Below are 7,307 nucleotides of genomic sequence, written 5' to 3'. Positions count from 1 at the left end.
TTGAATCCATGTCCGGCAGCACTTTTGGCAAGCTTTTCTGTGTGACCAACTTTGGCGAAAGCCATGGACCGGCCATTGGTTGTGTGATTGACGGCTGCCCTCCGGGCTTGGCCTTGTCCGAGGCCGACATCCAGCCGGATCTGGACCGGCGTCGTCCGGGCACCAGCCGCCATGTGACGCAGCGCAATGAGCCCGATGCGGTCGAGATCCTCTCCGGGGTCTACCAAGGGCGCACCACCGGCACACCGATTGCGCTTCTGATCCGCAACACCGATCAGCGCAGCAAGGACTACGGCAACATCGCCCAGAGTTTTCGGCCTGGGCATGCCGACTACACCTACTGGCACAAGTACGGCGAGCGCGATCCGCGCGGCGGTGGGCGCTCCTCGGCCCGGTTGACCGCGCCGATGGTGGCCGCTGGGGCTGTGGCCAAGAAGTGGTTGCTTGAGCAATACGGCACCACATTCCGAGGCTGCATGACGGCCATTGGTGATCTCGATATTCCGGTCGAGGATTGGAGCCAGATCGGCTCGAACCCGTTTTTTGCCGCCACGGCCGACGCCGAGCGCATTGCTACTCTTGAAGCGGCCATGGACGCGCTGCGTAAAGCGGGTGATTCCGTCGGTGCGCGGCTGCAAGTGGAGGCCTTGGGCATGCCGGTGGGTTTGGGCCAGCCGTTGTTTGACAAGCTCGACGCCGAGATCGCCTACGCGATGATGGGCATCAACGCCGTCAAGGGGGTTGAGATCGGTGACGGCTTCGAGACGGTGCGCCAGCGCGGTAGTCTGCACGGCGATGAGTTGTTGCCCGAGGGCTTTGCCTCGAACCATTCGGGCGGTACCTTGGGCGGGCTCTCGACCGGCCAAGACTTGGTGGTGCGCTTGGCCATCAAGCCAACCAGTTCCATCCGCCTGCCTCGGCGCTCCATCGATATCACCGGCGAGCCAGCGGTGGTCGAGACCCACGGCCGGCACGACCCGTGTGTCGGCATTCGCGCTGCACCCATCGCTGAGGCCATGTTGGCTTTGGTGGTGATTGATCTGGCGCTGCGGCACCGGGCGCAATGCGGCGACGTGCGGGTGAGCACGCCGCGTTTGCCGGCGTCCTGCCAAACGGGCTGAGGGCCCGCGCTTGTTGCCAGCCTTTGCGGCGCTGTCTGCCGCCTACTTTGCTGCGTTGGGTCTGTTCAATTTGTACGCCCCGCTTTGGTTCCAGAGCTGGGGCATCGGGCCGTTCGGCTTGGGGGTTTTGGCGGCTGTTCCCAGCTTGACCCGCTTGTTCGGACCCTATCTTTGGGGTTGGTGGGCGGACCGGCATGGCGAGCGGGTGCGCTGGATTCGCCGCGCCTGTGCAGCCACGTGGGTCTTTGCGCTGCTCTATCTCTGGCCCGTGCAAGGGTTGCCGCAGGCATGGCAAACCGAGCCCTTGGTTTGGCTGGCGGTCATCACCGCTGGGGTTTTCCTGAGCAATGCCGGCATCATGCCCTTGGGCGAGGCGGTCGTGAGTCAGATTGTCTCGGCCGATGGGGCCTTGAACGCTGGGGCTTATGGCCGGGTGCGGGTTTGGGGGTCGGTCGGTTTTCTGTGCAGCGTGTTGGGGTTCGGTTTTTGGTTTGAACGCATGGGCGTGGGCACCTTTGCCCCGGCGCTGCTGCTGATCTTTACCTTGGTGTGGGCCACCAGTTACTGGACACCTTTGCAACACGACGGTGTGCGTGCTAGCCAAGAAGATGCGATGCCGTCGATGGCCCCGGTGTTGGCACAGCCCGAGTTTCGCTGGGCGTTGGCTGGCATTGTCTTTACCGTGCTGGCGCACATGGCGCTCTATGCGTTTTTGTCGCTCTACCTCACCGCACTCGGGCATGGTCCAGCGGTGATCGGGGCGGCTTGGGGCGTGTCGGTGGCGGTCGAGATCGTCTGGTTCTGGTTCCAAGGCCGCTGGTTCGGCACGGCCATCCACCCTTGGCTGATCGCTACGTCGCTGGTGAGTGCGTTTCGATTTGCTTTGACCGCTGCGGCTGGCATGCATTTGTGGGTGCTTTTGCTGGCGCAGGCGCTACACGCTTTGAGCTTTGCCGCCCAGCACACGGCCAGCGTGGCGTTGATTCAGCAGCATTTTCCGGGGCGTTTACGCGCCCGTGGCCAAGCCCTTTATTCCGCTGTCGGGTATGGCGTGCCGGGGGTTTTGGGCAGTTTGGGCGGCGGCTGGCTGGCGCAGCATCTGGGCTATCAAAGTATTTTCTGGGCTGCGAGCCTCTCCGCTTTGATGGGGGCGGTCTGCGCATGGCGGGCCATGAAAGTGTCGATTTCCCCCGCTTCCGTATAGTTTGATCAGCACTGTCAGGTATTGCCAAGTTTGGCTTGTACAACGCTTACTATGCTTTTTATCAACTCGTGGGGGGGGGTGAATTCTATGCTGGCTCTTTTTAGACGGCGCTTGATGCTCACCGCCGGGGGGTTAGTGGTGGGCAGTGTGGGGGTCGTCGCCGTCTTGTATTCACCGGGTATGCATGTGGATAGTCTGTGGCTTCAGTCCGGTGTGATGGCAGCAGTCGCGGGCGTGGGAGGGCTGATGCTATGGTTGCTGGTTCGCCAGTTGCAGGCCTTGGAACATGCCCTGAAGCAACGCTCGGCGGCCGAACAGACCGCCACCGCGCTGTTGAACCAGATGCACTCCATCTTGGCCACGGCACCGGTGGGCATTGCGTTCACCCGCCACCGACGCTTTGAAATCGTCAGCGCACGCTGGGCCAGCATGATGGGGTACTCCGAGGCCGAGTTATTGGCCCTGCCCACGCAGGAGTTGTTTGCTGATCCCGAGACCTATACGGCCTTGGGGCCTCGGGTGGCGCAAACCTTTGCCGAGCATCGCGTCTTTTCGGATGAATTTGAGTTTCGGCGGCGGGATGGCAGCTCGTTTTGGGGCCGCTTGCAAGGCAGTCCGGTGGATGTCGCCCAAGAGGATGCGGGCACCATTTGGGTGCTGATGGACGTGACCCATGAGCGTGATGCGCGTGAGCGACTGTCGTGGATGGCCACGCATGACGCCTTGACGGGCTTGCTCAATCGAGCCGCTTTTGAGGCCATGGTGGCCAGTCGGTTGACGCGTCGGCCGATGTCTTTGCCTGCCGCCCTGCTCTACATCGACATCGACCACTTCAAAAGTATCAACGACACCCATGGGCATGCGGCGGGTGATCAGGTCTTGATCGGCGTGGCCGATATCTTGCGCGCGGGGGTGCGCTCCAGCGATACGGTGGCCCGCTTGGGTGGCGATGAGTTCGCGGTGCTACTGATGGGCTGCGATGGCCCGGCGGCAGCGCGCATCGCTGAACAGATGCGCCAAAACGTGGTCGCCAAACTATTCACCTTCGAAACCGGCACCCGGCAGGCCGCAGTCAGTTTGGGTGTGGCTGAGTTTGATGAATGGACGGTCGATGTGCCCACCGCCATGCAAGCGGCCGATGCGGCGCTTTACAAGGCCAAGAAATCAGGTCGCAACACCGTGCGTACCAGTGGTTTTTCGGAGCTTGATGAAGCCAAAGGGCCATCAGGTGAGCGCCCCGGGGATGGTTTGGGTCTCGAAGGCTTCAAGGATGTCTAGGCAGGCACCAAGGTTGGCCAAATCGACCTTGCCCGCCGGACTTTTGTCATCGCTGATCTTGTGATTGCTGCTGTTGAGGGCGCGCCACCAACCGCCGTGCTTGGCATCTACAAAATGCTTCCAAGCGAAGGACCAGAGGCGGTCGTACCAATCCCAATAGGCACCGCTGGCGGTGTGCTGGCCCAGCAAGGCAGCGGCGCAGAGGGTTTCGGCCAAGGTGGTGTGATGGCGGGTGGCGTCACAGACTTGGTGGTCCGGGCCCAAGCTCTGCACCAAGCCATCATGGCTTCGGTCCCAGCCGAGTCGGGTGGTCAGCGAGAAAAGCTCGCGTGCGCGCTGCACACGGGGATGTTCTTCATGGCTCACATCCGAGCGCAAGTCTTGGTCGAGTTGCAACAGCAGGCGCGCCCAATGGGCTTGATCACTCATCTGAAAACCCCATGGCGGGGTGAGGGCGTCAAAGTCACCGCCATGGTTTAAATCCGGCGTCCAGTTGGGCTGGTAGTGCTCCCAGACCAAACCGCCAGTTTTGGGGGCCAGATGCAGGCAGACGGTCTCAGCAACTTGTGCGGCGCGGTCCAAGAAGTGCTCATCGCCGGTGGCTGAAAAGGCCACCTGCAACGCTTGCACCATGTGCATGTTGGCGCTGGGCTGCTGGTACCTGTCGTGTGCTTGCCAGTCTTCGCCCGAGGCGCTGGCGTGATAGAGGCCGGTGGCGGGATCAAAAAGATGCTGTTCCAGCAGCTCGAACACCACTTGTAGACGTGGACGCGATGCCTCAAACCCGGCCAGCATGGCGTGAGCATGCGCCATCAGGACATGCGCCAAGCCCGTCGTGTACTGGGTGGCGTCGATCACGGTTTTACGGCGCTCTTCCCAATCGAGCATCCACGCGTAGCCGCCGGTGTGTGCATCCCGATGCACATGCTCTAAAAAGGCCAGCCCGTGGTTCATGGAACGCCGCCAAACCTCGGCTTGCGCATCGTCCGGGAAGTGCTGAAGCATGCGTGCATGCGTGGTGATGAAGCCGGCACTGCTCAGCAAATGACGCCGGCTCGGGTGGTAGATCCGGCCATCGTCCTTGTAGTAGTGGAAGAAGCCGCCACTCGGATCGACGCAACGCCCGTCGTAGAACGCCATGATCTCGTGGGCGTGACGACGCAAAAAAGCGGGGGATCGAAAGTCGGGATGGGCGCGCATGGGGTCTGGGTCTTCCGTTGCAAGGGTCAACGTTTGTCAGACTGTAGCCGAGCCCGTCGATAAATCTGTTCTGGGTTGTACTTTTTATGGACAAGCGAGATCCATGCCAGCTTGCATGAATTTGGCCTCGAATCAATTTGATCGGTGTCAAACAAATAGCAATAAATACATTCAGTCGGAATTAAATATAACCAATCACTGATGTGCGTTGTTTATGCGTTGTTGTTTATCGGTGATTTTTAGGTGCTTTTGCAATAAATAACATTTCACGCAGGCTGATTACATGGGGTTGGCTTTGTGTCTATAAACTTCAGGTTGGCTACATCATTGAATCTCAACAATCAGCTCAAAGAGCGGGTGCTCTTTGGCTATTTGCCACGACAATAAAATGACAATCAATCCAACTATTCAGCTTTTTGATTTGACCAGGAATATTATTAATAATATTCCGCCGCATCAGCGGCTTTCTGCCCATGATGTGGATGTTATTCATCGCGCTCGTGATGTACTCGCTGGCTTGGAAGATGCGCTTGTTCAGGGTTTCTACGACACGATGTATCACCATCCACCGATGCGCGCCATCATCGACAAAGGGCTGCGCACCGACCGTGAACAAACCCTAAGAACGTGGTGGCAACGGACTTTGGCCGGCCCTTTCGATGAAAAATATTGGGCTTGGCAAGCCTTGGTGGGCATGGTTCACGTCAAGGCGGGGGTTAAAAATCAAATGATGCTGTCCATGTGGGCTTGGTCGATGGCTTGGTTGCGCGAGCAGCTCAAAACATCCCACCTCGATAGAGATCATGCTGATCATCTGCTTCAGAGTTTCGAGCGCCTCGCCCTGACGGCTCAATCATTGACGGTTGAAAGTTATCTCGATAACTATCTGCAAACCGTGGTTCGGATGACGGGTTTTAAACCGGCCTTGATGGAAAGAATGGCCGCGACCGAGATTGGAAAAATGATCGCCGAAGCGCGTGCTGAGCTCGGAACAGTCTAATCTTCTTGAAAAAACATCTGGGGACTATTTTATGCATACACATATGCTTCAACCCATTCTTAGCGCCTTGCATGGTGCTAACCCTGAAATCGAAGCCTCGGCCGTCGTATCTATCGACGGTTTGATGATGGCGTCTTGCTTGCCTGAGCATATGGACACCCGCCGACACGGCACCATGCGCGCGGCGGCGATGTTGAGTTTGGGTCATCGGGCGATGCACGCGTTTTCGTACGGCGAGTTGGAGCATGTGTTTGTCAGCGGCCGTGACGGTGACGCCTTGATGGTTGCAGCCAGCCCTGAAATCGTCATCTTGGCCCTGATCCAACCCAACGCGCCGCTCGGCGTGCTGTTCGAGCACATCGAACGCGCCGCCCGCAGCATTCGCAAGGTGTTGTTGTAAGGCGGCCGCACCCCCTTGTTTCTTCCCTGTTCGCGGGTTGAACCCACTTCGTCCGTTCGCCCTGAGCTTGTCGAAGGGCTTCTTTATAGGACTTCGACCGGGCTCAGCTCGGATTGTTGCTCGTTTATTAAAAAATCATGAAGTTCGTGCGTTTGTGGCATTTTATATTTACGTGAAGTTAATTGTGTAGCCTGTGGTTTATTTCCGGCAATAAAGTCAAGCGGCGATGTATATTTTTCGGGTTGGTTGATACAACCAGAATAGCTCACGTCAAGTGAGTACAAATTATCGAAAATGAGTGGGTTATGACGAAGAATCAAAGCATGAATATTTTTGATCTGACGCAGAAGATCACCGCTGATATTCCTGAGGGGCAGCGTTTCTCTGATGCAGACGCTCAGTTGCTGTTTCGCTTCAGGCCGCAGCTGCTGGCCATGGAAGACGAGCTGGTGCAAGGCTTTTACGACACGATCCAAGCCAATCCGCAGATGGCCAACCTGATCGGTCACGGTGCGCGCGCTGACCGTGAAACGACCTTGCGGCGCTGGTGGCAACGCACTTTATCGGGGCCCTTCGACGCCAAGTACTGGGCATGGCAGTCCTTGGTCGGGGTGGTTCACATCAAGGTCGGCGTGAAGAACCCGATGATGATGGGCATGTGGACGTGGGTGGTGTCTTGGCTGCGAACCAAAATCACGCCCGAATTTGTCGGCAGCAAGGCGCTGGCTGACGAGATCTTGGCCGCAGTTGAGCGTTTGGCTTTGACGGCGCAGGCGATCACGGCTGAAAGTTATTTGGCCTATTACCTCGAAACCGTGATCCGCATCACGGGTTTCAAGCCGGCGCTGCTTGAACGGATGTTTAACATGGAAATCAACGTGGTTCTGGCCGAAGCCCGGACCCAACTTGGCCAAGTTTGATTTTTCTAGCCCCACTTTTTTAGGATTCTTGCCATGCGTGCAGATGTTCTCAACTCTATCCTCAGCGAACTCAACGGCTCGACCGCCGACATTGAAGCCTCCGCTGTTCTCTCCACCGACGGCTTGATGATGGCCTCCTTGCTGCCGGCCAGCATGGACGAAGACCGTGTGGGTGCCATGAGTG

The 7,307-nt window shown here is 58.3% G+C and carries 7 protein-coding genes; 6 read left to right on the top strand and 1 reads right to left on the bottom strand.

Going from position 1 to position 7,307, the window contains the following annotated elements; genetic code table 11:
* Positions 1–8 precede the first annotated feature (8 nt).
* The 3 genes from aroC to AC3VI7_RS11590 all read left to right on the top strand — a co-directional run bounded on the left by aroC (position 9) and on the right by AC3VI7_RS11590 (position 3,603).
* On the top strand, positions 9–1,121 hold the full coding sequence (gene aroC / locus AC3VI7_RS11600) for a chorismate synthase (protein WP_489667617.1): 1,113 nt from the start codon (positions 9–11) through the stop codon (positions 1,119–1,121).
* 10 nt (positions 1,122–1,131) lie between these two features.
* Positions 1,132–2,325, top strand: a complete 1,194-nt coding sequence (locus AC3VI7_RS11595) for an MFS transporter (protein ID WP_489667616.1) — start codon at positions 1,132–1,134, stop codon at positions 2,323–2,325.
* 246 nt (positions 2,326–2,571) lie between these two features.
* On the top strand, positions 2,572–3,603 hold the full coding sequence (locus tag AC3VI7_RS11590; RefSeq protein WP_489667615.1) for a GGDEF domain-containing protein: 1,032 nt from the start codon (positions 2,572–2,574) through the stop codon (positions 3,601–3,603).
* Here the strand turns inward: AC3VI7_RS11590 and AC3VI7_RS11585 are convergent.
* A complete protein-coding gene (locus AC3VI7_RS11585) occupies positions 3,550–4,803 on the bottom strand; it encodes an AGE family epimerase/isomerase (protein ID WP_489671546.1) in 1,254 nt (417 codons plus the stop codon). The genes AC3VI7_RS11590 and AC3VI7_RS11585 overlap by 54 nt on opposite strands.
* A gap of 388 nt (positions 4,804–5,191) precedes the next feature.
* Between AC3VI7_RS11585 and AC3VI7_RS11580 the strand changes: the two genes are divergently transcribed.
* From AC3VI7_RS11580 to AC3VI7_RS11570, 3 genes are all read left to right on the top strand, one after another.
* Positions 5,192–5,803 carry a protoglobin domain-containing protein gene (locus AC3VI7_RS11580; protein ID WP_489667613.1) on the top strand — a complete coding sequence of 204 codons (612 nt, stop codon included), beginning with the start codon at positions 5,192–5,194 and terminating at the stop codon, positions 5,801–5,803.
* Between the two features lie 31 nt (positions 5,804–5,834).
* The gene (locus AC3VI7_RS11575) at positions 5,835–6,203 is read left to right on the top strand and encodes a roadblock/LC7 domain-containing protein (RefSeq protein WP_489671545.1); all 369 of its coding nucleotides are present in this window, start codon (positions 5,835–5,837) and stop codon (positions 6,201–6,203) included.
* Positions 6,204–6,526: 323 nt separating this feature from the next.
* Entirely contained in the window at positions 6,527–7,123 is a 597-nt protein-coding gene (locus AC3VI7_RS11570; protein WP_489667611.1) for a protoglobin domain-containing protein, read from the top strand.
* Positions 7,124–7,307: the final 184 nt, after the last annotated feature.

The sequence above is a fragment of the Leptothrix toolikensis (SeqCode) genome (assembly GCF_057922285.1).
Note: the sequence above shows the minus strand (reverse complement) of the source record. Positions and strands in the feature narration are given on the sequence as shown.